The organism is Brevibacterium sp. 50QC2O2 (genome assembly GCF_024580675.1).
Taxonomy (GTDB): domain Bacteria; phylum Actinomycetota; class Actinomycetes; order Actinomycetales; family Brevibacteriaceae; genus Brevibacterium; species Brevibacterium moorei.
In genome coordinates this window covers 119267-143091 of the sequence record NZ_JANIJZ010000001.1, presented here as the reverse complement: position 1 = coordinate 143091, position 23825 = coordinate 119267, and the positions used below count along the sequence as shown (strand labels likewise).

23 protein-coding genes, 1 tRNA gene and 1 other RNA gene are annotated in these 23825 nt (G+C 63.0%); 10 read left to right on the top strand and 15 right to left on the bottom strand.

Annotated elements, in window-relative coordinates:
• Positions 1-80: 80 nt before the first annotated feature.
• From NQ038_RS00625 to NQ038_RS00610, 4 genes are all read right to left on the bottom strand, one after another.
• Positions 81-791, bottom strand: coding sequence for a L,D-transpeptidase family protein (locus NQ038_RS00625; protein WP_257061428.1), 711 nt, complete (start codon positions 789-791; stop codon positions 81-83).
• 59 nt (positions 792-850) lie between these two features.
• Positions 851-1474, bottom strand: coding sequence for a 2'-5' RNA ligase family protein (locus tag NQ038_RS00620; protein WP_257061427.1), 624 nt, complete (start codon positions 1472-1474; stop codon positions 851-853).
• Positions 1475-1477: 3 nt separating this feature from the next.
• Positions 1478-2947: a sugar porter family MFS transporter gene (locus tag NQ038_RS00615; protein WP_257061426.1), complete on the bottom strand. Its 1470-nt coding sequence runs from the start codon at positions 2945-2947 to the stop codon at positions 1478-1480.
• An 81-nt stretch (positions 2948-3028) separates the two neighbouring features.
• Complete coding sequence (locus NQ038_RS00610) at positions 3029-3775, bottom strand: O-methyltransferase (protein WP_257048894.1); 747 nt, start codon at positions 3773-3775, stop codon at positions 3029-3031.
• Positions 3776-3933: 158 nt separating this feature from the next.
• On the opposite strand from NQ038_RS00610, the gene NQ038_RS00605 reads away from it, so the two are divergent.
• The 4 genes from NQ038_RS00605 to NQ038_RS00590 all read left to right on the top strand — a co-directional run bounded on the left by NQ038_RS00605 (position 3934) and on the right by NQ038_RS00590 (position 8548).
• A complete protein-coding gene (locus tag NQ038_RS00605; protein ID WP_257061424.1) occupies positions 3934-4296 on the top strand; it encodes a GntR family transcriptional regulator in 363 nt (120 codons plus the stop codon).
• A complete protein-coding gene (locus NQ038_RS00600) occupies positions 4293-5378 on the top strand; it encodes a DUF1648 domain-containing protein (RefSeq protein WP_257061423.1) in 1086 nt (361 codons plus the stop codon). Before NQ038_RS00605 ends, NQ038_RS00600 begins: the two co-directional genes overlap by 4 nt.
• Before the next feature lie 308 nt (positions 5379-5686).
• A complete protein-coding gene (betT, locus tag NQ038_RS00595) occupies positions 5687-7840 on the top strand; it encodes a choline BCCT transporter BetT (protein WP_257061422.1) in 2154 nt (717 codons plus the stop codon).
• Positions 7841-7996: 156 nt separating this feature from the next.
• Positions 7997-8548: a DUF3592 domain-containing protein gene (locus NQ038_RS00590; protein WP_257061420.1), complete on the top strand. Its 552-nt coding sequence runs from the start codon at positions 7997-7999 to the stop codon at positions 8546-8548.
• Positions 8549-8735: 187 nt separating this feature from the next.
• Here NQ038_RS00590 and NQ038_RS00585 read toward each other — a convergent pair whose 3' ends face one another.
• The 3 genes from NQ038_RS00585 to mqo all read right to left on the bottom strand — a co-directional run bounded on the left by NQ038_RS00585 (position 8736) and on the right by mqo (position 12411).
• The gene (locus NQ038_RS00585; protein WP_257061419.1) at positions 8736-9659 is read right to left on the bottom strand and encodes an Abi family protein; all 924 of its coding nucleotides are present in this window, start codon (positions 9657-9659) and stop codon (positions 8736-8738) included.
• 294 nt (positions 9660-9953) lie between these two features.
• Entirely contained in the window at positions 9954-10382 is a 429-nt protein-coding gene (locus NQ038_RS00580; RefSeq protein WP_257061417.1) for a tyrosine-type recombinase/integrase, read from the bottom strand.
• A 550-nt stretch (positions 10383-10932) separates the two neighbouring features.
• On the bottom strand, positions 10933-12411 hold the full coding sequence (gene mqo, locus NQ038_RS00575; RefSeq protein ID WP_257061416.1) for a malate dehydrogenase (quinone): 1479 nt from the start codon (positions 12409-12411) through the stop codon (positions 10933-10935).
• 93 nt (positions 12412-12504) lie between these two features.
• Here mqo and NQ038_RS00570 point away from each other — a divergent pair, with 93 nt between their 5' ends.
• Positions 12505-13395, top strand: a complete 891-nt coding sequence (locus NQ038_RS00570) for a LysR family transcriptional regulator (RefSeq protein WP_257061415.1) — start codon at positions 12505-12507, stop codon at positions 13393-13395.
• A gap of 249 nt (positions 13396-13644) precedes the next feature.
• Here NQ038_RS00570 and NQ038_RS00565 read toward each other — a convergent pair whose 3' ends face one another.
• The 5 genes from NQ038_RS00565 to NQ038_RS00545 all read right to left on the bottom strand — a co-directional run bounded on the left by NQ038_RS00565 (position 13645) and on the right by NQ038_RS00545 (position 16913).
• Positions 13645-13995, bottom strand: a complete 351-nt coding sequence (locus tag NQ038_RS00565; RefSeq protein WP_257061413.1) for a hypothetical protein — start codon at positions 13993-13995, stop codon at positions 13645-13647.
• 446 nt (positions 13996-14441) lie between these two features.
• Complete coding sequence (locus NQ038_RS00560) at positions 14442-14714, bottom strand: hypothetical protein (protein WP_257061412.1); 273 nt, start codon at positions 14712-14714, stop codon at positions 14442-14444.
• 196 nt (positions 14715-14910) lie between these two features.
• A complete protein-coding gene (locus NQ038_RS00555) occupies positions 14911-15123 on the bottom strand; it encodes a tautomerase family protein (protein ID WP_257061411.1) in 213 nt (70 codons plus the stop codon).
• 66 nt (positions 15124-15189) lie between these two features.
• Complete coding sequence (locus tag NQ038_RS00550; protein ID WP_257061410.1) at positions 15190-15789, bottom strand: hypothetical protein; 600 nt, start codon at positions 15787-15789, stop codon at positions 15190-15192.
• Positions 15786-16913: an MFS transporter gene (locus NQ038_RS00545; protein ID WP_257061409.1), complete on the bottom strand. Its 1128-nt coding sequence runs from the start codon at positions 16911-16913 to the stop codon at positions 15786-15788. Before NQ038_RS00545 ends, NQ038_RS00550 begins: the two co-directional genes overlap by 4 nt.
• 190 nt (positions 16914-17103) lie before the next feature.
• Here NQ038_RS00545 and NQ038_RS00540 point away from each other — a divergent pair, with 190 nt between their 5' ends.
• The gene (locus tag NQ038_RS00540) at positions 17104-17688 is read left to right on the top strand and encodes a TetR family transcriptional regulator (protein WP_257061407.1); all 585 of its coding nucleotides are present in this window, start codon (positions 17104-17106) and stop codon (positions 17686-17688) included.
• A gap of 48 nt (positions 17689-17736) precedes the next feature.
• On the opposite strand, the gene NQ038_RS00535 is transcribed toward NQ038_RS00540, so the two are convergent.
• Positions 17737-17821: transfer RNA gene (locus NQ038_RS00535), tRNA-Ser, on the bottom strand.
• A gap of 160 nt (positions 17822-17981) precedes the next feature.
• On the opposite strand from NQ038_RS00535, the gene ffs reads away from it, so the two are divergent.
• The 3 genes from ffs to NQ038_RS00520 all read left to right on the top strand — a co-directional run bounded on the left by ffs (position 17982) and on the right by NQ038_RS00520 (position 20645).
• Positions 17982-18076: signal recognition particle sRNA small type (gene ffs, locus NQ038_RS00530), an RNA gene on the top strand.
• A 271-nt stretch (positions 18077-18347) separates the two neighbouring features.
• Positions 18348-19718 (top strand): Ig-like domain-containing protein, encoded by a 1371-nt coding sequence (locus NQ038_RS00525; protein ID WP_257049202.1) that lies wholly within the window; start codon positions 18348-18350, stop codon positions 19716-19718.
• A 189-nt stretch (positions 19719-19907) separates the two neighbouring features.
• The gene (locus NQ038_RS00520) at positions 19908-20645 is read left to right on the top strand and encodes an SDR family NAD(P)-dependent oxidoreductase (RefSeq protein ID WP_257061406.1); all 738 of its coding nucleotides are present in this window, start codon (positions 19908-19910) and stop codon (positions 20643-20645) included.
• 177 nt (positions 20646-20822) lie between these two features.
• On the opposite strand, the gene NQ038_RS00515 is transcribed toward NQ038_RS00520, so the two are convergent.
• Entirely contained in the window at positions 20823-21311 is a 489-nt protein-coding gene (locus NQ038_RS00515; protein ID WP_373456756.1) for a DUF779 domain-containing protein, read from the bottom strand.
• 25 nt (positions 21312-21336) lie between these two features.
• Positions 21337-22860 (bottom strand): aldehyde dehydrogenase family protein, encoded by a 1524-nt coding sequence (locus NQ038_RS00510; RefSeq protein ID WP_257049205.1) that lies wholly within the window; start codon positions 22858-22860, stop codon positions 21337-21339.
• A gap of 213 nt (positions 22861-23073) precedes the next feature.
• Between NQ038_RS00510 and NQ038_RS00505 the strand changes: the two genes are divergently transcribed.
• On the top strand, positions 23074-23814 hold the full coding sequence (locus NQ038_RS00505; protein WP_257061405.1) for an AAA family ATPase: 741 nt from the start codon (positions 23074-23076) through the stop codon (positions 23812-23814).
• Positions 23815-23825: the final 11 nt, after the last annotated feature.

Below are 23825 nucleotides of genomic sequence, written 5' to 3'. Positions count from 1 at the left end.
TACCTGGTCACACGGTCAGCTAGTTTAATCTGCGACGATCTGGTGCCCATGGCCCGGCGTCATATTCAGTGGATCCTTGTTCAGTGGATCTTGATCTGGGTCCTGTCCTTGCCCTGCCACTTGTAGGTCGTGAGCACCCTGGCCTTGCTGATGGACACACAGCCGGCGGTCGTACCGGAACCGGTGTGGACGTGCAGGAAGATGCCCGAGCCCTTGTTCTTCGTATTCTTCGGGTTGTATCCGATGACCTGGGCATACCGATAGGCCGGCTTCACATAGAGGGATTCGCCCTTATAGCCCTTGGATTTGCGCTGCATCGTGTTGTAGCCCTTGCGTTTGCCCCGGCCGTCGACCCACACATGATCCTTGGTGACCTTCGTGTATTTCTTCGCGCCCTTCTTCCACTGGCCGGGACGCTTATTCACGCCGAAGGCATTGCCCATGGTGAACACGCCGATGGGGGTCTTGCCGTCTCCCTCGACCTTCTTCGCGCTCATCCCGCCGTAGCCGGTGTTGGCGTGCCAGCCGCCGTAGTCCCGGATATAGCGCTTGCCCGACTTGTGGCACAGGTAGACCAGGGAGTCGTCCCGCTTGGACTTCTTGCCCGACTTCTTCTGGTGGCGGACCTCGATGACCTTCTTGGCCGTGACCTTCTTGTCCTTTTCGATCCCGGTGCAGTAGTGGGTCTTCGCCTTCGCCTGGGCGGCGGGGACGCCGAGGCCACTGAGCACCAGTGCTGCCGCCATCGTGAACGAGGTGGCAGCTGTGAGGAGGGGTTTGATTTTCAGCACAGGATTATTGTGCTCCCCCGCGTCCGACCGGCGGGCGGCCGGTCCGCCTCGGACTGGCGCTACGAACCAAGGGGCGTGGCGAACAGGGTATCGAAGGTGTACGTGCCCTGTGCCCGGTTCTGGTGGACCGCGCACCAGTGGATATGCGAAAAGGTCACGGTGCCCAGCGCCGAGGTCACCGCGGGGTCCCGCTCCAGCCTGCCGGTGATCTGCGCATCGTCCCCGGTGGCGGTCGCATAGGCCAGTGTCAGATGCGGGCCCCACGGAGGTGCGTAGTGCGTTGCTTCCCGGCCCAGGGCCTCGCCCGCCGCTGCGCGCACGGAGGCCACCAGGGCCTCCCACACGGTGTCGGGGCCGGCCGGCACCAGGACGGAATCCCGGGTCACCGAGGGCCCTGCGAATTCCAGCGTCACCGGCGCAAGCGCGGCGGCCGCCTCGCCCGCAGTGCGTTCCAGGGCCGCCAGGCCGGCGTCGCCCAACTCATCGGCCGAGAACCCGAACCGCTGTACGGTCGCGTGCAGCGCATCCAGTGGCTGCAGCGCCAGGAAGGGCAGATCGGCAAGCCGGCCCAGGGCAGGGCACAGACGGTCCCGGGTCGCGGAATCCGGCACCAGATAGGCGTGCAGCTTTCCCGAGGGATCGTCCCAGTCGTCGACCGTGGTGGCGAAGAAATCGGTGACCATCGTTCACTTCTTCCCTGTGCGGTAGGGGCCGTAGAACACACGCGCCCCGTCCTCGTCCCGCCAGCCGTTGCCGGCCAGGTCCTCGAGTTCGTCCATGCTGCGGCCCTTGGTCTCCGGGGCCAGGAAGATCGAGACCACCAAGCCGAAGATGGCGACCGCGGCGAACAGCCAGGTGGCATTGGCCATGCCCCAGGCGCTCACCAGAATGGGGAACACCAGGACGCCGAGGATCGAACCGACACGGCTGGCCGAACCGGCGAAGCCGACGCCGGTTCCGCGCAGCCGCGTGGGGAACATTTCGTTCGGGTAGACCATATTGAGCACACCGGGCCCCAGGTTCGCCAGCAGGATCGTCACAGCCAGCAGCACGATCAGCAGGGCCAGGGTGGGCTGCTGCCACACCGCCAGGATCACCAGGGCGATCGCCATGCCGACGAAGCACCAGATGATCTGGCGGCGCCTGCCCCACCGTTCGACGGTGACCATACCGATGCCGGCGCCCAGCACGCCCAGGGCCGCGATCAGCGCAGCGCCCAGGAAGGCCAGCGCGGGCTTCCCGTTCGTGAACGGATCGAGAATCGTCGGGGTGTACATCTGGATGCCGTAGAACGACACGGCGAAGGCGAACCAGAACACCGAGCAGAACACCGTCGCCCTGATGCTGCGGGCGCTGAACAGTTCGCGCCAGCGCCCGGATCCCGCGGCCCGTGCCTGGCCGGCGGCGCCGTGTGCGGCCTCGGCGGCGGCGTTGTGCTCTGCTGCGGTCATGGCGCGGGAGTCGATGACCAGGTCGTGCTTCTCCCACATCTCACGCTCGATCGCATCGGCCTCTTCATCGCGGTTCTGGGTGCGCAGCCAGCGCGGCGATTCCGGCATGTTGTGCCGGAAGACGATCACGATGACGGCCAATACCGCACCCACGAAGAGCATCCAGCGCCAGGCATTGGCACCCACCGGCATCAGGAGAATGCCGGTGACGTAGGCGGTGAAGGCACCCAGCTGCCACAGCAGTGACATGAAGATGATGAGCCGGCCGCGGCGGGCGGGGGTGGTGAACTCGGCGGTCGTCGAGGAGCTGATCGGATAGTCGGCGCCGATGAACAGACCCAGCAGGAAGCGCGCGGCGATGAGCTGCCAGGCTTCCTGTGTCACTGCCGCGACGAGCGCGAAGACGACGAAGCCCACCAGGTCGAACATGTACATCTTGCGACGCCCGAAGTAGTCGACGAGCCGGCCGCCGAACATCATTCCGAAGAACATGCCGACGACCACCGAACTGGCCACCAAGCCCGATACGAGGCCGCTGGTGATGTGCCAGGCCGAGGTCAGCCCGGGCAGGGCGACGGCGATGACGGAGACGTCGAATCCATCGATGAACATCCCGGCTCCCGCCAGGAGTGCGATTCGGCTTTGGAATCTGCGGGCCCGGGGAGTCTCCACGCGGGCCTGATCATGAGTCTGGGCGTTGTTCACGCCGCAACTGTACGCCGTGGCCCCTGTTCATTCGGAAAGGAGGGCGGAGAAGAGGGCGGGAAGGTGGGCGGGTCGTGGATTTCACCGGCGACGCATCGACACCTCCATGCCGCCCTGGCCCGGAATCGTCACCGAGGTGAACGGCCCGTCCGGGTCGCGCACGAATGCCAGGTAATCGGCGTACTCGGAATACCCGCTGAGCACGTTGTCGCAGACGACGAGGGCGCCGGGCCGAAGATGGGGCGTGACGAGTTCCAGCGCCGGGCGTGCCATGGGGATCCAGATGTCGACGAGCATGAAGTCGATCGGCCCTGCGATGTCCTGCAAGGTCTCCCGCAGGTCGCCCTGCAGGATGTCGACATAACCGTCCACGCCCGCGGCCCGCAGAGTGCGGTGCGCCGCGGCGGCCTTGGCCGGTTCGTGTTCGGTGCCGATGACGAGGGGCTCCACACCGTCGCCTAAGACACCTCCCGAAGCTGCCGCATTGTCACGGACCGCTGCATTGTCACGGACCGCTGCGGCCAGATAAATCGTCGATACCCCGAACGAGGTCCCGGCCTCCACCACGCGCACAGCGCCCAGCGAGCGACACAGGAGGTAACACAGTGCGGCCTTCTCCGGGTCGAGGGCCACGAGCTTGTCGGACAGAAACCGCTTGCCGTCATCCGTCTGTGTGTTGTCCCATGAGCCGTTCTTGATCCTGCTGCGCACACTGCTCACCAGCTGTGGAAGCAAGGACGTGCCGAGCTGTCGGCGGCTGCGGGCGTGGAGTCTGTCTGCCACGGCACGGGCACGTGGGTCCAATGGCGATGCTGCGAGTTTCGACATGCGCACACCCTAAGAACCCGGCCTGATCAAACCCTGTGCGCATGATCTGCTCACACGGCCGCGCCGGTATCCGGTGCAACATTGATTGTTCTAGTTACACTAGAACAAAGATTCATTTCGGTGGGGAGCACACACCGGCTAATCAATGAGGAGGCCCCATGCTCATCCGGGTAGACGTGGGCGACGCCCGATCACTGCACAATCAGATCGCCGATTCCGTTCGCGCGGATATCGTCGGCGGGTCCCTGACCCCGGGCGACAGACTGCCCAGTGCCCGGGAAACGGCCCAAGCTCTCAACGTCAATGTCCATACCGTCTTGCGCGCCTACCAGCAATTGCGAGATGAGGGGCTCTTGGAGCTCCGGCGCGCCCGCGGTGCCATAGTCACCCCACAGGCGGCGTCCCTGGTGGAACTGTCAATGGACGTGAGCGATCTGGTGGCCCGCGCGAAGTCCCTCGGGATCTCCCGCGAAACCCTGGCGGCACTCATTACGGGAACACAGGAGGAGAACCGATCATGACTCTGCTCAGCGGGAACCGACCCGATTCGAATCGGCCTGCATCAACCGCCCCCGCAGTTCGACGACAGCGCATCGTCGTCCTGTGGATTGGACTCATCCTGCCGGTCCTACTGATCGCGGTGGGTGCCTTCATGATCTGGTTGTGGTTGCCCGAACTGCCCAACCCGGCAGCCACCCATTGGAGCAACGGCCCCGAACCAGATGGGTTTGGGCCACCTTCAACGTACTTAGCCGTACTCTTGGCTATCGGCGGTGGCATGGCAGTGGTGATGGGCGCAGTCGCTTACGGGGCTGAGCGCAGATCCCCCGGCTCGCAGACAGGAACCTGGTTGTCGGCATTCAACCTGGCCATGGCCGCGTTCATGAGCACCACCATGTGCTGGAGCGTAGCCATGCAACGTGGCCTGGCCGATGCCCGCCAGGCAGGGTCCGTGGACCCGTCGATCCTCGTCGCCACCGGGGTAGCGGCCCTGCTGGGCATCGCCGTCTGGCTGGTTCTACGGACCACCGCCAAGGGTGCCTCCGAGCAGGGAGCGAACGGCGACAGAGCTGCAAGCGGGGTGGCCAGCCCGAATGAGCACTCTTTCCCTTTGACCTCGGGCGAGCGCGTGATGTGGACCGGCACGGCGCGGATGGGCAAAGGCCCCCTCATCATCCTGGGGCTGGGGGCCCTGCTGGCCGCAGGAGCAGCCGTGTATGGGATCGTCGTCGATCGCTCCACCCTGTGGATCACCGGTCCGACCCTCTTAATCGTGATTCTGGCCAGTGCCAGCTGTCTGACGTTCCGCGTGGTGATCGGGCGAGGCGGCATCACCGTGCGATCTCTCATCGGTATCCCCCGAGTCCACATTCCCCCTGAAAAGGTCGCCGAGGTGCGCGTCGTCGAGGTGGATCCGTTCGCCCAATTCGGCGGCTGGGGCTGGAGATTCGGCGCCGGACGCGCGATGGGGTTCGTGCTGCGCAAGGGTCCGGGCTTGGAGGTCGTGCGGCACACCGGCAGCCGCATCGTGGTCACCATCGACGATGCCACCGAGGCAGCCGCGGTACTTCGGGCCGTCTCCGATTCCCACAGCGCAGCTTAAGATTCCGAAGCCGCCCGCATATGGCGAATACCCTCGGATGTCCCGCCCGGACTTACCCTCAAGCCTCCTTGAAGGCAAGGCTGACAAACCGGGGAAAACCCTGAGCATATAAGCTAACTTGGTGTCCTTTCCTGAGAAAGGCCTCAAGGTACATTGTCCCCTACCGAAGGCACTGCGTGAAAGACCCGAATCCTCAGAAACCAACGGAACCATTAGTGGAACGCCAGCAGTTCGGCGGAACCGCACGGAGCAGCAGGCGCAGCAAAGACGCTGACCCCAAGATGCGCCCTCCCATCTCCAGCACTGAAATGAAGCGCGGGCCTGCGGATCTGGCCCCCGATCCGGCGAGCGGCGGCTCGCGTGTGAACTGGAAAGTCTTCCTCATCTCATCCGCCGTCATCGTGGCATTCTCCATCTGGGCGTTCGCAGCGCCGGACAGTGCGCAAACGACAATGAAGTCGGTTGTCGACTGGATCGCCCAGAACCTCGGCTGGTATTACGTCCTCACCGTCACCGTCGTCATCGGCTTCGTCCTGTGGGTCGCCCTGTCCAAATCCGGCAGTCTGCGGTTGGGGCCGGACCACTCGAGGCCCCAGTACAAACTCTTCACCTGGGTAGCGATGCTGTTCTCCGCGGGCGTCGGCATCGACATGTTGTTCTTCTCCGTCTCAGGACCCATCAGCCAGTACATGCAGCCGGCCGGAGCCACTCCGGAATCCGCGGCCGCCGCACAGGACGCCGTGGTGTGGACCATGTTCCACTACGGCATCGCCGGCTGGTCCATGTACTCCCTGCTGGGCATGGCCATGGGCTACTTCGCGTACCGCTGGGGCATGCCGCTGTCCATCCGCGCTGTGCTGTACCCGTTGTTGGGCAAGCGAGTGCGCGGAGCCGCAGGCGATGCGATCGACATCGTCACACTGATCGGAACCGTCTTCGGCGTGGCCACCTCCATGGGCATCGGCGTGGTCCTGCTCAACGTGGGCTTCTCCTTCCTGTTCGGCCTGCCGGAGGGCCTGGCGCTGCAGATCGCATTGGTCATCGTGGCGGTGGTGATGACCGTGGCCGCCTGCACCTCCGGTGTGGACAAGGGCATCCGCTTGGTCTCCGAGCTCAACCTCTGGGCCTGTGCGGCGATGATGCTCTACATCCTGGTCACCGGCAAGACGGCATTCCTGCTCAATGCCTTCGTCGAGAACGTGGGCCGATTCGTCTTCACCCTGCCGGAACGCACTCTGTCGACCCTGGCCTATGTGGGCAACGGCTCGGAGTGGATGGGCGCGTGGACCCTGTTCTTCTGGGCGTTCTGGCTGGCCTGGGGGCCGTTCGTGGGTCTCTTCCTGGCCCGGATCTCCCGCGGCCGGACCCTGCGCGAATTCGTGATCGCAGCCATCACCGCCCCGGTCCTGTGCGACTTCATCATCGTGTCGATCTTCGGCAACTCGGCCCTGTCCAAGGTGTTCGACGGCGACAAGGGCTTCGCCGGACTTGCCATCGATTCCCCGGAACGTGGGTGGTACGCGCTGTTGGAGACGTTCCCGGGTGCTCCGTTCCTGATCGGCCTGGCCACGCTGTCCGGCCTGTTGTTCTACCTGACGAGCGCCAATTCGGGTGCCATGGTGATGTCGAACTTCAGCTCCTCCATCCCCAATCCCGCCGATGACGGCAAGAAGTGGCTGCGCATCTTCTGGGCGCTGCTCACCGCGGTCCTGACCATCGCCATGCTCGTGGCCGGCGGAGTGACGACGATGGAGTACGCGACGCTCATCTTCGCACTGCCGGTGACGGTGATCGCCTATCTCGTCATGGCCTCGTTCTCCAAGGTCCTGCGCATGGAGAACGCCGAACGCGAGGGCCGGACCCGCCGACACCACGCGATCGCCACCGACGGCGGACCCACGCCGGAGAAGACCTGGCGACAACGGCTGGCCCGGTTCCGGTCGCATCCATCGGAACGCGAGGTCCGGAAATTCGTCGCCGAGGTCGTGCAGCCGGCGCTGCAGTCCGTCGCCGCCGAATTCCGCCGGCTGGGCTACACGACGAATCTGGAGCAGGGGATCGACCAGGAGTCCGGCATCGCAACGGACACACTGTCGGTTGATATGGGCGAGCACCGCGATTTCAGCTACCGCGTCGCCCCAGTCGAAGCACACACGCCGGCGTTCGGCGCACGCAATGCTCCGCGCGGTGACGACGTCTACTACCGCCTGGAGGTGTTCACCCAGACCGGTTCCGAGGGCTACGACCTGATGGGCCTGGGCCGGCAGCAGATCATCGACGATGTGTTGGACCGCTACGAAAGCCACATGTCGTTCCTGGGCTATTCGCACGCGTACGCGGTCAAGTCGGTCGTCACCCCGCCGACCGTGCCGGCGGATCCCGGGTCCGCTGCGGCCGAGGACGCGACCGTCTCTGCGGACAAGGCCACCACCCGGACAGAGGACGGGGCCTTGGAGAAGTAACGCGCTCCGGTGTCCGGGTCCGGGGCTTCTGCACATGCCGGAGGGAGGGCCCTCCGGCATGTGCAGACACATCCCGTGCAGGCCGCCCGTACACGGATCGAGAACTTTGATATGTTTCGCTCATGATGTTTCCGACAAGGTTCCCGGATTTCACACGTGGAAGTGCCTGTGCCGCCCAATTTTGATTTCTCAGAACAGATGGCGGCCCGGGCCCGCAGCAAAGACCGGTTCAACGGGATCGTAGCCCTGGTGGTCGCGGTCGTGGCGATCGTGTTCGGGCTGTATGTTCACCACACCGGCGTCGATGCCCGAGCGCACATGACGGAAACCGGCACTGCGACACTTGCTCCCGGCGCCTCCGAGGATCGGGAATCGAGCTGTAGCGGCAGCGGCCATTCCAAGTGCGACACCCGTTACACGTGCAACTTCACCTACCAGTTCATCCCGGAGCGCGCCGGCAGCCGGGGTGACGACGATGCCAAGGTCAAGGGCTCGGGCTCCGACAGTGGGCAATGCGGCAACGACCACACCGCAGGCGTGCAGATGACCGTCTACTACGATCCCGCCAATCCGGATCGGAACACCGTGGTGAATCCGAGCAACTTCATGAACACGTACTCGTGGCTGGTCCTCGTGGCCGTCGGAGTGGCCTCGGCCATTTTGGGACTCGTCTGGATTCTCTCCTCCCGGGCGAAGCGCAGGGACTGACGAGCCGATCCACACATTCCGCTTCCCGGTCGTGGCCGTGAAGGCAAGAGGCTTCCCATTCGGCGGAGGATGGGGGATTTGAACCCCAGGGTTCTGTTGGTGAGATCCGCGCCGTTGCTGGGGAAGCAGGGCTTGGCAAGCACCAAAATGTGCCATACCCACACATTCCCCACACATCTGTTCAGCGTCAGCGCGCCGACCAAAGGGCAGACTGCTGCCATCCTTCGGGCGCCCCGATTCGTTTGAACGGAACGACCCCGTTCTCTGGATACGTCGTCAACAAGGCCGGTAACGAGGTGGCGGCCGACAGCTTCAGCTCATGGTGTAGGTACTGAATCAAGGTGAGCTGCGTGAAAACGCGATTCTCGCTACCCTTCGCCACAGCCAGCCGTGGATCGCTGCTGAATCTCGGTTTGATGTCGAAGACACGGTTGAACAGCCGCGCATGGTGCGCAGCGTAGTTCCTCAAAATGTTCAGTGACTTCAACCATGACTCAAGTTGCGGTGCTCTCAGCCCGCACGCGTCAGCGACCGGGTTGCGTGCACACCCGGGCGCCATACCGTAGAGGTGTGAAAGGGTGCCCCAGTCCATCACCTCGACAGCCGCCCAGATCGGGAGTTTGCCACCATACTTCTTCTTATGGTGCGCAACGAAATCTTCACGCGATGCTCTCAGCGCTGCTTCGTATTTCTTCAGCCAAACCTCGTAGCGAGTATCTCCCCGCTTCGAGACGACCTGGCGAGCAGGGGCTCCAAGCAGTTCTGGTTTCAAGTGGAGGAAGGGATCTATCGCACCCAGTGCATGCCCGAGTAGCGCACGAACGGCCAGTTCGATTCGTGCGAGTTCACCAGAAACAACATTTCGGAGTTGCTCGTCGAACAAGTACAACTGGTGGACAAGCTCAAATGACGCACCCGGCCGAAACACGTCGAGGCTCTGCCCAGTTCCAGAATCGAAGCGCCGCATGGGATGCCAGTAGCCGGAAAGACGGTAGTAGTTCAGCTGACGCAACAACGCTACAGCAGATGGCGGGTCTTCGACGGTCATGCCACGCTGTTCAAGAAGTGCAATCTGCTGCGTATATGTCTTGAACTGCTTGGCGTCCGCCATCGTCACCACTTTGGAAGAAAAACGAGGACCGGCCCTGGACTCCCACCGAAGCGGGCAGCGGAACCGGTCTTGTTATCCCAAAACTAGCACAGACGTCGTTGAAAAAGAAGACCGCCCCTGACCTCGAAGAGGCAAGCCGGTACTGGTGCAACACGTTCTAGCAGAGGCTATCGGCCAAAAGAGAACAGACCCACGTCTCATTTAGAGAAGCGAGCCTGTCGTATTGCCTCCAATTCTAGGCGAGGGGACGTCTGCCGTTCGGCGAACGACGAACGCTCCAACGTGCCGCGTGTTCTACCTGATGAACGCCTGGTCCAGCCGGGAGGCGACGTCATCTAGGTCCGAGTCGAAAAGATCGGCATACACATTCAGGGTCATTGCTGCGTCCGCATGGCCCAGCATCCGGCTCAATGCCTTCACGTTCGCTCCCTGCACTGCCAGGCTGGCGGCAGTGTGCCGGAGATCGTGGACCGTCAGCCGAGCTACCTCTGCCTTTTCGAGGCCGCGTTCCAGCCAGCTGGCCTCACCCCTTCCGTTCGCCTTGCCGGGGCACGGCAGCGGTTTGTCACTGTCATCGCGGCGCTTGATGAGCCGGTCGCCGTCGGCTTTGTCCTCTTTCTGCGTCTCCAGCACAGGGACCAGGAACCGCGGCACCGGCACTGTGCGCCTCTTGCCGTGCTTCGGCTCCCCAGATGCCAAGCGCCAGTCTCGTCCTGGGTCCACGCACGCACTACTCGGATACGGCACTTTTCCGGGTCGATGTCACCAGGTTGCAGGCCGTTGATTTCAGAAAATCTGAGGCCCACCACAGCGGCCAGCTACACTACGATCGCCAGGTCCGCGTATGAAGCCTCGGCCAGCTTCAGTACTTCCGCAGCTGTCAGGTACCGACGAGCCCCCCACCTTCCCGTGCCGGGGCTTCGTCGGCAGCGTCAACAACTTCGCCTCAGCGGGATTGTGCGGGATACGACCATCGCGGACTGCGACCCTCATAATGTCGCTCAAGACGCCGACTGCACGCATGATGCCGGATGTCCAGGACCGCTTTGGCGAATAAGGACGCTACTGGCGGAGGCACAACATCGGTTGAGGACACTCTTCTTGCCTGAGTGGAAATGCTCAACGGAGGGAAGTGTGCGCCATGAGCACAGACTACGACGATCTACCCCGACTGGTTCTTGGACGGGCACCTTAAGTTGCGAGCGACTGAGCACTTGTTCCGTCCTCCCAAGTGCAATAACTACAAGAACGCCAATGCTCAGCGGGACAGGATTCAGAGTCCGAGGGCCTTCTCCGTACAGTCAGTCGTAGCCGAAACAGTTGCTGCATCCCAGGTCTCCCTCGTGATGCTCGGGATCGCTTCACTGAGAACGCTATGCCAAGCATCTCCCCAGGAGTCGGGGAAGCACCGTCGTAGCAGATCGAGCATGATCGGTACGGCGGTGGATGCCCCGGGCGAGGCACCGAGCAGCCCCGACATGGTGTTGTCGGCACTGGTGACGAGTTCGGTGCCCTGCTGCAGCACGCCGATCTTGCGACGATCCGGTTTTACGAGCTGGGCGCGCTGACCCGCGAGGATGAGTTCCCACTCTGAGAACTTCGCCTCGGGATAGAAGCGTTGGAGCTGGGCAAACTTCTTGTGTGGGCTGGCAGCAAGCTCGGTGATGAGATAGCGCACCAATGAAAGATTCTGCAGCCCGGCTGCGACGATGACGTGCAGGTTGGGCCAGCGAAGGGTGGTGAAGAAGTCGGTGAGCTTTCCGCGCTTCAAGAGCTTGGTGCTGAACGTCGCGTAGGGGCCGAAGAGTAGATGCCCTTCTCCATTCACGACCCGCTTATCAAGGTGCGGCACCGACATGGGCGGTGCACCAATAGCGGCCTGTCCGTATATCTTCGCTTCATGCTGTGCGACAACATCAGAGGCAGAGCAGCGGTAGAACGCTGCGCCGACCGGCAGCACCGCGTAACCGCGAACCTCGGGCAGCTTCGCGCGTTGCAGGAGGCGGAGCGCGAAACCACCAGCTCCGACGAACACGTGCTTGGCGTTGATCGAGAATCGGGCTCGGCCTGGACCGTTACCTGAAACGATCCAGCCACCCGCTTCTGCACGGTCGAGTGCCCGCACGTCGTGACCGTACAGGGCAGTGCCGCCGCGCGCGTTGATGAGGCCGGTGAGCTGGCGTGTCAGTGCACCGAAGTCCACGTCTGTGCCCTGTGAGTGCCTGGTAGCTGCGATTTCTTCGTCATCGGTTCTGCCTGCCATGACGAGCGGTGCCCATTGAGCGATGGTGCTTCGATCCTCAGAGTAATCGAGGTCTGCGAACAACGGATCGTTCACGAGGGTTGCGTGCCTGCGGCGGAGATATTCGACGTCGCGGGAACCGAACACCACGTCCATATGCGGAGTCGAATGGATGAATGCAGTTGGGTCGATAAGACCATGCCGGGCGAGGTACGACCACCACTCGCGGCTAGTGTGGAACTGCTGGGCAATTGTGGCTGCCTTGGTACCGTCCTCGGGGTTCGGCATGTAGTTGAGTTCGCAGTATCCCGAATGGCCGGTGCCTGCGTTGTTCCACGGGCCGCTACTCTCGGTCGCCGGCTCGTCACCCTTTTCCAGCAGGACGATACGCCAGCTCGGTTCGAGCACCGCGAGCATCGACCCCAGCGTGGCTGACATGATACCGCCCCCGATGAGCACCACATCGGCGTCTTGCACTGTCTTACTCCGGTACTGATCGGTTGTGTTCATTTGACCCACCTCAGATCGACTGACTACTTATCCCAGAGTTACCGACCAACCACTGTTCCGTCCAATGTATGTTTTGCTTGATAGCATCCATATATGGATAAATGGGTGCCGCGTCTCGCTCCACAGCTTCGCGCGTTGGTCGAACTCGTAGTGCAAGACGGCCACATGACACAGGCGGCATCGACGCTAGGCGTCCCGCAATCCTCGATGAGCCGCCGAGTCCACTCCCTCGAAGCCGAGCTTGGCGTGCCCCTCATCTTGCGGAGCGGGCGTACTGTCACGCTCACCCCGGTTGCCCGTGAACTCGTCGCCCAAGTGCGTGGCCCACTGCACGAGTTGGAACTCGCAGTAGGAACTGCGACCGGCACAGCAGACCCCGAGCACGGTACGGTCCGATTCGGGTTCCCGTTGACGATGGGATCAGGAAAAACACCTGATCTTCTGGCCGCGTTTCACCGACATCATCCTGGCATCCGGCTGCACCTGAAACAGGCTCACGGCTCCGCACTCATGGCCGACTTACGATCAGGCGACCTGGATCTGGCAATCACGATCCCGCCGCCGAACGATCTTCAGCACGTCATCATCGATAACCAGCCCATCTGCGCAGCACTCCCTCAAGAGCACCCCCTCGCAACGCGCGTATCGTTGCGGCTTGATGAACTTCACGGCGAGACGTTCATCGCGAATCCTTCCAGCTACAACCTCCGCGCACTGACTGAAGCATGGTGTCAAAAGCTTGGGTTCTCACCAGCCGTCTCAATCGAAATCACCGAGTTCGCAACGATCCGAGAGCTCATCAGCCGCGGCCTCGGCGTCGCACTCCTGCCACACAACGACCGGCCGACACCTGGCGTGGTCGAGGTGCCGCTAACCGGCGACACGACCTACAGCCGCGATATTGCGCTCGTATGGAGTCCCATACCTCCTACACCAGCCACTCAACAGCTCAACAGCTATTTCCAAGAGGCGTTTGCAGTTTGACATTGACGTAGTGACGGGTTGGTACGCCAGGGGTTGATCGCGAGTCTATTGCAGACAACGCACCCCGCGCCCCCAGTCCAGACAAGGGAAAAGCCCGGAATCTCAACGATTCCGGGCTTCAACCTCACTGCGGAGGATAGGGGATTTGAACCCCAAACGTCAGAGGGAGAATCCCGTGCCGTTACTGGGTGAGCGGGATTCGGCAGACATTTCTGAACACGTTTTGAACATATGCCAACGACCGTGCTGTCACAGGAAGGTCCCGTCAATATCATCGAGTACTTGGACGAGAGTGCTTTCAGGCAGCAACGTCGAGAAGACTATCTGAGCAGGCCCGGGCTCAACACCGGACACTTTGCCCGGTTCGGCCTGCCAATCATCAGCGGGAACGCCCGGAACTGCCGCGAGAATGACCGCGATGACTTTGGGGTCGAGGTACCCCTCCGTGCTGATTACCAGATACGTTTCACCATCCGCTACGTGGACCCGTGCACGCAGCTCATGTCGATCAGCTTCGGCAACTGCCCACTTGCCGGTTTGCGCAGCCCGAGCGACGATCTCACGCACGACTTGTTGCAAGGCGGTTGTCGCCAGCGTCACACGTTCGGCTTCCCAGCGCTTGAAATCGACAGGACGTGGGAGCAGGTGCCTCGTCGAGACGGATTGGCCGAGCTCCTTCCCCCTTCGCACGCACTCGTCCGACAAGCTCGCATAAAAGTCTCGTTGGGGAGAGTCCGACTGACGACGGCCAGCTGCGCCCAACCACCATGAAGTCCCACATCCGGTTAAGTCCGTGGGTACCGGGGCATCGCGATCATCAGAATCGACTTCCCCGACTGCACCGCGGTATGCCTCCGTCTTGACCTTGAACCATACGCGATCCTGCAAGGACCGGATACGTTCCGCCCCACCGGCGGCAACCTGCTCCGGCACCATCTGCGCATGCAACACAAGCGGATGAGCAAGTTCCTCCAGCGGAGACGTTAGAGGTGGAAAACCCACATCAAGAGCGTCAAGGACTCGTTTTGTCGGACGGACGCCCTCGGTCATCGCTCGGCTGACTGTTCGAATCCGCCTAGCGCATCAAGTTCGTCAGCCGACATTCCGCTGAGCAATGAGACGGAGCGCTTCGTCGACCCATCAAGGAGTTTGAGCGATTCAAGGGCCGCGGCCTGGATCTCATCACGGTGTGCCGCGATATATTCGCGAACGGCATCATCCACGATCGACTTCTTCGATCGCTTCAGGAAATGGGCGGCGTCGCCAATGAGCTGGTCGGTCTTGGCATCGACTTTAATGGGAGCTACTGATGCAGACATGAGATGACCTCCCGGGTAAAACTCCACGGTTGAGTGCAGGCTTGCACCTGCACTCAATGGTACCCAAGTACCACTAGGTATACCAGAGCTTACAGAGGAGACTTACGAGAACAGGGCACGGGCACGGCGACCCCCTCCGCGGAATCGGAGAGAGCCGCCGTCAGCCAGGCCTCTTTGAAGCGAGACTGCGCCAGAGTCAGTATTGACGTGACTTGTCGAGGAACTCCGGATCGGAGGCAAAGACACCACCCTGCGCCCAGTATTTGACGGGGTTGGCGTGGAACAGCACGAGGATTTTGTCACGGGGGACGCTTGTGACACGGTGCACGGTCTCGGTGACCTCGGTCAGCAGTTCCTGCGCTCGGTCGTCACTGATGCCTTCCCAGGCATCGATGTTGATGATCGGCATTTTATGCTTCCCTCTTTCTATTTTCATGGGACGCCGCTTGAGTGCGCAGCGATGGAATGAGCCCGGTTACCGGGCCAGGTGCGCAAAAGGCGGAACGGGCTCGGGGCCGCCCGCATCATGAGCGGCGATCCATCGATCGTGGAGCCACATATGAGTGTGACGTCGTGACTCGGCACTGTTCCAGACCACGTCGCGTTCATAGGTGATGACCCGGCCATGCTCACCCACGATCACCCAGGTGTAGAGACCGTTGTCATGACCGGTTTTGACCTTGACGCCCGCCACGGTCGCGGGGTCTCCGGCGCCGGTTAGGACCGACTCGTCATGCCGGTCGATCCACAGTTCGCGCAGCCCTAGCGCGTAGTCGGCATCCACGCGATTCAGCAGGTCGAACGCGATCTCGCGGGCCATATCGGTATCGGGCAGACGGCCCTCGGCGCGCGTGGCGATCTGGCGAGTGTAGCCATAGAGAATGCCATTGTCGGCGCCGATCACGGTGGTGACATGTTCACCTCCATAGGCAAGATCATGGATGCGTTGATGCCGGGTGACAGTGACGGGGATGTCCTCGTGCAACTCGTGACGCACGTGTGTATGGACGAAGTCTTCGGGAATCACCAACCCGGCGGGTAGCGGGGGCCTGGATATCGTGGACGTCTTGGTCATGATTTCTTCTCCTGATTGTGCGGACGGATTCGGGTGAACAGAACGAGCACAGCCCCGGCGAGTGCGACCGCCCCGGCGGCGATCGCCGTCTCGGACAGCGACGCGCTGGCCGCACCGACGAAGGAGGGTGCGATGCTGGCCCCGAGAAACAGGAAGCAGGTGTAGAGCGCGGTCAGCGACCCGCCCTGTGTGGGCGCATACCCGACGAGCGTCTGGATCATCGCCGGAGCGGCTACGGCCGCCGAGGCTGCGACGACGGACATCGCGAGTCCAGTACCGATCGCGCTGCCTGGGACCACGGCGACGGCCGAGGCCGCAAGCCCTGCGACGATGAATGCGCTGATCAGCCGCTGGTGCGGCGCGAATCGTGCAAGCCACCGGTTGCCGAACGGTGCCCAGATCAGCGCAGGCAGTGCGCTGGCGCGCAGTCCGAGTAGGGCGTTTCCCGTCGCGAGGCCCGAACTGCCCACTGCCGTGTAGAGCGCGATCATCGGCCCGAGGATCACCACCGTCGCCACGAGCAGCAACACCACCGGCACGCGCTTGAACAGCCGGGCGAACGCGGCAACCGGGTTACCGGACATCCCGACGGCTGTGAGATCTGGCAGGAACACCAGCCGGATCGCCACCGCTGTGAGCACCAGCGCCAGCGTGCTCAGCCAGAAGAACCAGCGCCAGTCCAATGCCGTCGCCACCACCTGTGCGGCGACCTGGCCGAGCACCGCGGAGGCGAGAAACGAACTCGTCAACACGGTGATCGAGAGAGGCCTTTGTGCAGGCGCGATGCGCGACCCGAGGTAGCTGAAAGCCGCAGGTGCGAACGTCGCTGCCAGCACTCCTTGCACCACCCGCCCGACGATGAGCCAGGCGAATGAGGGGGCGAACGAGGTCAGGACCGTGGCAATGATGAGCGAGCCCTGCCCGATCAGCATGATGCGGCGCGGCCCGAACCGGTCGACCACCGGCCCCCATGCGATGAACGAGGCCGCATAGGCGATGCCGAAGGCCGTCTGCACCCACGCGATCGACCCGGTGTCGACGGTGAACGTCTTCGCGATCGGCCCGAAGAGCGGGATCGCTCCATACAGCTGTGAGAGCACCACGACCGCCGTGACGGCGACCACCGTGGACGTCACCCCGAACGGAGCTATGCGTTTCCGAGTGGATTCCAGAGCAGGGGTTTCCAGAACAGGTTGTGGGACCATAAAACACCTTTCCAACGTAGTCGTTGGAAATTGACTGTAGTACCGTTGTCGACAAGAAGCAACGCAAGCGTTGGAACTGCGTTCTGGCGCAGTCGATAGGAGTGGCACGATGGCCTGGGATACCGAGGGAACCAAACGAAAGATTCTCGATGCCGCCGTAGCGGAGTTCGCCGCACACGGCCCGGATGGCACGACGATCGAGCGGATCGCGAAGGCCTCCGGAATCAACAAGGAGCGCATCTACAACTACTTCGGTGGCAAGCGCGACCTCTTTGCCCGGGTACTGCGCAACGAGCTCGCCAAGGTCGCCCAGGCGGTCCCAGTGGAGTCCTTCGCTGTTGAAGATATAGGTGAATACGCGGGCCGGGTCTACGACTATCACCGCGAGCGGCCCGAGCTAACGCGCCTCTTGCGTTGGGAAGGGCTGGTCTTCGATGCCGAGGTGCCGGACGAGGAGCAGAGGCGCGACTACTACGCTCATAAGACCGCGGCCGTCAGCGACGGTCAGAACAAGGGCACGGTCACCGAGTCCATTGACGCCGACCACATGATGTTCCTCATCCTGTCGCTGGCCGGCTGGTGGTCAGCCGCCCCGCAGGTCGCACGCATGATCACAGGACCCGAGACCGAGGCCGAACACGCGCGTCGCCGTGCTTCCGTGGTCACGGCCGCCCGACGGCTCACACAGCCATGAAACAGAAGAAGCCCGGAATCTCAATGATTCCGGGCTTCAACCTCACTGCGGAGGATAGGGGATTTGAACCCCTGAGGGCGTTAACCCAACACGCGTTCCAGGCGTGCGCCATAGGCCGCTAGGCGAATCCTCCGCAGATAACTCTACATGACCCACCACCCCGGCGCGAATCGAAACGGCCCCACGTGAGACAACACACAACAGACCGCACGGCCGCCCGGCGAGCAACTGGCCACCCGCCTGACGCACGCCGCCCCGTTTCGCTTCCACGGGCTCGATCCACTACACTTGTCAGTGGCTCTTCGTGCGGCGTCATCTTGCGAATCCCCCAGGACCGAAAGGTAGCAAGGGTAAGGAAGCTCTGGCGGGTGCACGGAGAGTCCTTTACTTTCCCCTCCCCGCGGCAGCCCCTGTAACCACCTTCCCCGCCTCCCCCATCGGCATATTACGATTCCGCAACAGTTCCCGTTGCTCTTTGAGAACGTTTGCCGCCCCCAGGCGTCGGATGCACGAGTTCTCACTGGAAAACGTCGGAGATTCGCATCACAAATACCTATCGCCGTACAGGACCGCCTCCTAACATGAATTGATCGCCTTCTTCCACCCGGGCACATCCGTGTGGAGGGCAGGTACTGAGCACCTTCTGGAGAGAGGCCCCCGTGTCACGTCGTCTTTACCCGATCGCCGCAGCCCTTGCGGCGGTTGTCGCCCTGAGCTCATGCACCGGCACGACCCCTGGCGGTGACGATGCGAAGAAGGCCGGTGCCAAAGCGGACGCCCCCGAAATCAGCGTCACCGCTCCCGATAAGACCATCAAGGCAGGCGGCAAGCTCAAGCTGAGCGTGGCCAATGGCAAGTTCCAGAAGGTCGAAGTCACCGATGCGGATCATTCCTCCGCCCCGGCCGACACCGGCGTGATGAACCCCAAGACCAAGTCGACCGCCACAGCGACGGAAACCGCCAAGGCCGGCGGAAACCTCGCTCTGACGTCGACCGACCAGACCACAGCGGCCACCGATCCGACGGACACCTCGGATGCGGAATCCAGTGCAGCGACCGACGACTCCGGCTCGCTCTCCGATACCCAGGCCAGTGCGGAGCCCACCGAACAGGGCACCACGTGGAGCTCGAAGTACGGCCTGGCCGGTAGCTCGACGTACAACTGGAAGGCCACCGTCGTCGACGACAACGGCAACACCCAGGAGAAGACCGGCACCGTCAAGACCGCCAAGCCCAAGGGCGAGGCAACCGGCATCAACCCGATCATCTCCGACGGCCAGACCGTGGGCGTGGGCGCACCGATCCTGTTGTACTTCAACACCATCGTCACCGACAAGAACAAGGCCGCCGTCGAATCCCGCCTCAAGGTCACGGCCACGGACAAGGATGGGAAGAAGCGCAATGTCGAGGGCACCTGGGCCTGGCTGCCGGTCGAGGACGGCATCTCCCGCCTGAACTACCGGCCGAAGGAATACTGGCCGGCCCACACCAACGTCAAGGTCGAGCTGCCGCTGAAGAACGTGCAGTACGCCGCCAATCGCTTCGGCAAGAAGGACGTGAACTTCAGCTTCAAGGTCGGCCGCGAGCAGATCGCCACCGGCAATGCGAAGACCCACCGCTTCAAGGTCGAGCGCAACGGCAAGGAGATCTGGAACTGGCCGGCTTCGCTGGGCCGCCCCGCCGCCCCCAGCTACAACGGCGTCCACGTCGTCATGTCCAAACACGCGAACTACACGATGAAGTCCGAGCGCTGGAACTACACGACCCCCACCCAGTGGTCCGTGCGCATCCAGAACAACGGCGAATTCGTCCACGCGGCTCCCTGGTCGGAGGGCTCGCAGGGTTCGGCGAACGTGTCCCACGGCTGCATCAACCTGTCCAACAGCCGCGCGTACAAGTACTACAAGTCGGCTCTCTATGGCGACCCCGTCATCATCAAGGGCTCCTCGGTGAAGCTGTCGAAGTCCAATAGCGATGTCATCGACTGGGTCTACGACTGGGACGAGTACAAGGAGATGTCCGCGCTCTAAGCAGCACGCGCTCACTCCGAACAGCGCAGGATCCTAGTGGCCGAGGCCGCACCCAACCGGGTGCGGCCTCGGCCACTTTGGGAATACATCCGATGACTTTCTGGTTGGAACAAGTGAAGACGCACAGATCGTCATAACGATACTGCCTTGCGCCTAGACACCCAGCCCACAAGACAAAGGAAACATACTATGACTGCTGTTCCGTCATTCGCACCCGACATGCTCGCCGGTAAGGTCGCCGTCGTCACCGGAGGCACCTCGGGCATCGGCCTGGCCACCGCGTCGACCCTGGCCCGCCTGGGCGCAACCGTCATCGCCGTCGGCCTGGGCTCCGATAAGACCCAGGTTCCCGAGGACGTCACCCTGGACCTGCGCGAACTCGATGTCACCGACGATGCAGGCGTCAAGGCCCTGATCGACAGCCTGGACCGCCTGGACATCCTGGTCCCAGCCGCCGGCATCAGCATGGGCGACCGCGAGGTCGAATGGGAGGCCTTCAACAAGGTCCTGTCCATCCAGCTCAACGCCGTCTACCGCATCACCGAACTGGCCCACGATCTGCTGGCCGCCTCGCACGGCTCGATCGTCAACATCGCCTCGATGTACTCGTTCTTCGGAGGCGGCAAGCGCGTCGCCTACTCGGCTGCCAAGGGCGCCGTCGCCCAGATCACCAAGTCCCTGGCCGAGGCCTGGGCCCCCGAGGGCATTCGCGTCAACGCCGTCGCCCCGGGCTGGATCGACACCCCGCTGCTGGCCACCCTGGACGACGCCGGCAAGGAGCGCCTGCTCTCCCGCACCCCGGCCAACCGCTTCGGCCGCCCCGAAGAGGTCGGGCAGGTCATCGCCTTCCTGGTCTCCGACGCCGCGTCCTTCGTCACCGGCACCGTGGTCCCGGTCGACGGCGGCTACCTGACCACCGGCATCTGAGACACACCCGCGCCGGTGCCGTTTACAGCGGATCGGCCGGGCGAGGGGCCGGCCAGACAGCGGCCCGACCGGTCAGCCGACCGGCCCTTCCAAGCCAATCGGTCCCTGTGGGACGGATCCATCGAGGATTCCGTCCCACAGGGACCGATTCGCGTCCGGGCACGACGGCCCTGGTGCTCAGGCCTCCATCAGCCGCGAACGGATGAGGAAGCGCTTGCCCGTGGGCGACTCCACACTGAACCCCGAACCACGCCCGGGCACCACGTCCAGGGTCAGGTACGTGTGTTTCCAGTACTCGAACTGTTCGGCTGACATCCAGAATTCCAGCTCCGCCTGATCCTCCGGCACCCCCGGCAGAGTGAACCGTCCCAACAACACGTCCGCATCGCCGGTGATGAACTCGCCTGCCGGATAGCACATGGGCGAGGAGCCATCGCAGCACCCGCCCGACTGATGGAACATCAGCTGCCCATGCTGCCCCACCAGCTGCTGCAACAGCTCCAGTGCCGCAGCCGTCATATCGACCCGGGGCCGGGTCTCACCCTCGATCGCCGACTCCGAGGCGAGCACGGCCTCGACGCCGGTGTCCTGTTCGTTCGTAGATGCGCCGACACCCGCGGCGGGGGTGTCCCCCGTCACGGGTGCTGCGCCGAAATCGGTATTCATGACGACACCGATCGATCCCTTCCGTTTAGAAGAAGCCCTGTTTGCCCTCGGCATAGCTGACCAGCAGGTTCTTGGTCTGCTGATAATGGTCGAGCATCATCAGGTGGTTCTCGCGGCCAATGCCCGAGGACTTGTAACCGCCGAAGGCCGCGTGTGCGGGGTACGAGTGGTAGTTGTTGACCCATACACGACCGGCCTGGATGTCCCGGCCCGCCCGGTAGGCGGTGTTGCCGTTGCGGCTCCACACACCGGCGCCCAGACCGTACAGGGTGTCATTGGCCTGTGCGATCACATTGTCATAATCGGTGAACGAGGTCAGCGCCAACACCGGTCCGAAGATCTCCTCCTGGAAGATCCGCATCTTGTTGTCCCCGTGGAACACCGTGGGCTGGATGTAGAAGCCATCGGCCAGGTCCCCATCCAGGTGTGCCTGTTCGCCGCCGATCAGGACCTTCGCGCCCTCCTGCTTGCCGATGTCCAAATAGGACTTGATCTTCTCCAGCTGATCGTTCGAGGCCTGCGCGCCGATCATCGTGTCCGTGTCCAGCGGGTTGCCGATCTTGGTATTGCGAACGCGCTCGATGCCGGCTCCGACGAAGCTGTCGAAGATGGAATCCTGAACGAACGAACGCGAGGGGCAGGTGCAGACCTCGCCCGAGTTCAGGCTGAACATCGCGAAGCCCTCGAGTGCCTTGTCGTAGAACGCATCGTCCTTCGCCGCCACATCCTCGAAGAAGATGTTCGGGCTCTTGCCACCCAGCTCCAGGGTGACGGGAATCAGGTTCTGGGATGCGTACTGCATGATGAGGCGACCCGTGGTCGTCTCACCGGTGAAGGCGATCTTCGAGATCCGCTTATTGCTGGCCAGCGGCTTACCACATTCCACGCCGAAGCCGTTGACGATGTTGACCACGCCCGGGGGCAGCAGATCGCCGATGATCTCCATGACCACCAGGATGGAGACCGGGGTCTGTTCGGCCGGCTTGAGGACCACGCAGTTGCCGGCGGCCAGGGCCGGCGCCAGCTTCCACACGGCCATCAGAATGGGGAAGTTCCACGGGATGATCTGGCCGACCACGCCCAGCGGCTCGTGATAGTGGTAGGCGACCGTGTCCTCGTCGATCTGGGACAGGCTGCCCTCCTGCGCGCGGATGGCGCCGGCGAAGTAGCGGAAGTGGTCGACGGCCAGCGGCAGGTCCGCTGCCAGCGGTTCCCTGATCGCCTTGCCGTTGTCCCAGGTCTCGGCGACCGCGATCTTCTCCAGGTTCGCCTCGATCCGGTCGGCGATCTTGTTCAGAATCACCGCGCGCTCCGCCACGCTGGTCTTGCCCCAGGTGAGCTTCGCCTTGTGGGCCGCGTCGAGCGCGACTTCGATGTCCTCGGCATCGGACTGTGCGACCTCTGTGAAGGGCTTGCCGTTGACGGGGCTGACGTTTTCGAAGTAGCGCCCCTTGACCGGCGGGACCCATTCGCCGCCGATGTAGTTCTCGTAACGGGGCTTGAAGTCGATGAGTGCGCCCGGCGTGCCCGGTGCTGCGTAAACCGCCATGATGTCTCCTCGTTGAGTAATCGTGGTCCCGCTGTGCGGGTATGTCCACTGTAAGTCTGCTCATGCACAGTTGCACCCGCGTTGCATGGATTTTCTGGGAGGGCCGGCTCCCAACACAAGCGTAAACACCACGCGAGCACGGGAACGACCGGCTGTAGTGAGTCGTTTCCGCGCTCAGGCGGTGTCTGCGCGCTCAAGCACTAGGCTCGGGGCATGGACTTCAAGCAACCGCCCGTCGTCCGCATCAGCCGGGACACCACTGGTGGCGCCGAGAACGGATCGGCCGGGGCAGAACCAGGCGCGGCCTACCCCTATTCGATCCCCGCCGTGGCCCAGCTGCTCACCGAGGGCCTGACCCTGGACCCCGGGGTGACGTTCCTGGTCGGCGAGAACGGCTCGGGCAAATCCACGATCTTAGAGGGCATCTCCCTGGCCTTCGGCTTCGCCCCCGAGGGTGGGTCGATCCACTCCCAGCACAGCACCTGGCCATCGGAGTCCGACCTGTATACACGCCTGTACATCCAGCGGGGGATCGGGACCAAAAGGTGGGGCTTCTTCCTACGCTCGGAGACCACCCATTCCCTCTACACCTATCTGGAGGAGGTCTCGCCCGGAACTGGACTGCACCAGATGAGCCACGGCGAATCGTACTTGGAGCTCTTCTCCGACTACTTCTCCCGGCCCGGCTTCTACTGCATGGACGAGCCCGAGGCCGCGCTGTCCTTCGGCTCCACCCTGCGCCTGCTGCGCATCCTGGACCAGATCAGATCCGCCGGCGGGCAGGCGCTGATCGCCACCCACTCCCCCATCCTGGCCTCGCTGCCGGGGGCCACCGTCATCGAGGTGGGCGACTGGGGCATGCGACAGGTGCAGTGGCGCGACCTCGAGCTGGTCGACCACTGGTGTCGCTATCTTCAGGCCCCGGAACGCTATCTGCGGCACCTGCTCGATTGAGGCCTCGGGCG

Coding starts and splice junctions, on each gene's coding strand:
- NQ038_RS00620 (WP_257061427.1), bottom strand. CDS start 1,474: ATGGTCACCGATTTCTTCGCCACCACGGTCGACGACTGGGACGATCCC.
- NQ038_RS00610 (WP_257048894.1), bottom strand. CDS start 3,775: ATGTCGAAACTCGCAGCATCGCCATTGGACCCACGTGCCCGTGCCGTG.
- NQ038_RS00605 (WP_257061424.1), top strand. CDS start 3,934: ATGCTCATCCGGGTAGACGTGGGCGACGCCCGATCACTGCACAATCAG.
- NQ038_RS00600 (WP_257061423.1), top strand. CDS start 4,293: ATGACTCTGCTCAGCGGGAACCGACCCGATTCGAATCGGCCTGCATCA.
- betT (WP_257061422.1), top strand. CDS start 5,687: ATGAAGCGCGGGCCTGCGGATCTGGCCCCCGATCCGGCGAGCGGCGGC.
- NQ038_RS00585 (WP_257061419.1), bottom strand. CDS start 9,659: ATGGCGGACGCCAAGCAGTTCAAGACATATACGCAGCAGATTGCACTT.
- mqo (WP_257061416.1), bottom strand. CDS start 12,411: ATGAACACAACCGATCAGTACCGGAGTAAGACAGTGCAAGACGCCGAT.
- NQ038_RS00570 (WP_257061415.1), top strand. CDS start 12,505: ATGGATAAATGGGTGCCGCGTCTCGCTCCACAGCTTCGCGCGTTGGTC.
- NQ038_RS00560 (WP_257061412.1), bottom strand. CDS start 14,714: ATGTCTGCATCAGTAGCTCCCATTAAAGTCGATGCCAAGACCGACCAG.
- NQ038_RS00555 (WP_257061411.1), bottom strand. CDS start 15,123: ATGCCGATCATCAACATCGATGCCTGGGAAGGCATCAGTGACGACCGA.
- NQ038_RS00550 (WP_257061410.1), bottom strand. CDS start 15,789: ATGACCAAGACGTCCACGATATCCAGGCCCCCGCTACCCGCCGGGTTG.
- NQ038_RS00540 (WP_257061407.1), top strand. CDS start 17,104: ATGGCCTGGGATACCGAGGGAACCAAACGAAAGATTCTCGATGCCGCC.
- NQ038_RS00520 (WP_257061406.1), top strand. CDS start 19,908: ATGACTGCTGTTCCGTCATTCGCACCCGACATGCTCGCCGGTAAGGTC.
- NQ038_RS00515 (WP_373456756.1), bottom strand. CDS start 21,311: ATGAATACCGATTTCGGCGCAGCACCCGTGACGGGGGACACCCCCGCC.
- NQ038_RS00510 (WP_257049205.1), bottom strand. CDS start 22,860: ATGGCGGTTTACGCAGCACCGGGCACGCCGGGCGCACTCATCGACTTC.
- NQ038_RS00505 (WP_257061405.1), top strand. CDS start 23,074: ATGGACTTCAAGCAACCGCCCGTCGTCCGCATCAGCCGGGACACCACT.